The following is a 329-nucleotide window of genomic DNA, read 5'->3' as shown; positions in this document are numbered from 1 at the left end:
TGTTCACGGCATAGCTGGTGCCGAAGTTCAGCAGCGTCACCGGCCGCGAGCGCACAGTGTTCAGCGTATCGAGCGCACGCGATCCCATGTAGCGCAGGCGCAGCGTGCTGGTCCACGGCCCCTGCTGCCACACCACACCGGTGGCAGCCACGCGCTCGACCGCGTTGTCCACGTAGTTGCCTTCGCCTTCCGGCGCCACGCCGCGAAAGCGCGCCCGCGAGACGGCGGCATCTGCCTCCACGCGCCAGCGCGGATTGATCTGCCAGCGCAAGGTTGTATTGACCCACTAAAAACCTGCACAGGTCCTAAACTTGAAGAAAGGACCTGAA

Annotated in this window: 1 pseudogene; it reads right to left on the bottom strand. The window is 64.1% G+C overall.

From position 1 onward, the window contains the following. Positions 1-271: pseudogene (locus ACODRX_RS25870) on the bottom strand (TonB-dependent receptor); the annotation flags it as partial. Positions 272-329: the final 58 nt, after the last annotated feature.

This window comes from Comamonas sp. FG99 (assembly GCF_057808605.1).
Note: the sequence above shows the minus strand (reverse complement) of the source record. Positions and strands in the feature narration are given on the sequence as shown.